This is a genomic window from Halomonas marinisediminis, assembly GCF_004347715.1.
Classification (GTDB): domain Bacteria; phylum Pseudomonadota; class Gammaproteobacteria; order Pseudomonadales; family Halomonadaceae; genus Halomonas; species Halomonas icarae.
The window spans coordinates 1-232 of the sequence record NZ_SLTR01000729.1 but is presented as its reverse complement, the minus strand read 5'-3'; the positions used below and the strand labels follow the sequence as shown (position 1 = coordinate 232).

Here is a 232-nt window from a genome sequence, read left to right as displayed (position 1 = left end):
CTGTAAATTCACCGCCACGGTTAAAGATCTTAATCGCTTGAATCTCTCGGTTACCAGTGAGCTGGTCATCAACATACTGACGAGACTGCACCACTTCAAACTTGTCCCCTGCACGAAGATCTCGTGAGAAGTTAATCTTGTCTTTGAGCAAGCTAACAATCTGCTCAACTTCGGAAATACCAAGACCTAATCGGTTTACTGACGTTGAAAAACTACCGTTGATCTCACCCAC

Annotated in this window: 1 pseudogene; it reads right to left on the bottom strand. The window is 44.4% G+C overall.

Going from position 1 to position 232, the window contains the following annotated elements:
* Nucleotides 1–232 (bottom strand): annotated as a pseudogene (locus tag E0702_RS18360) (peptidase M23); the annotation flags it as partial.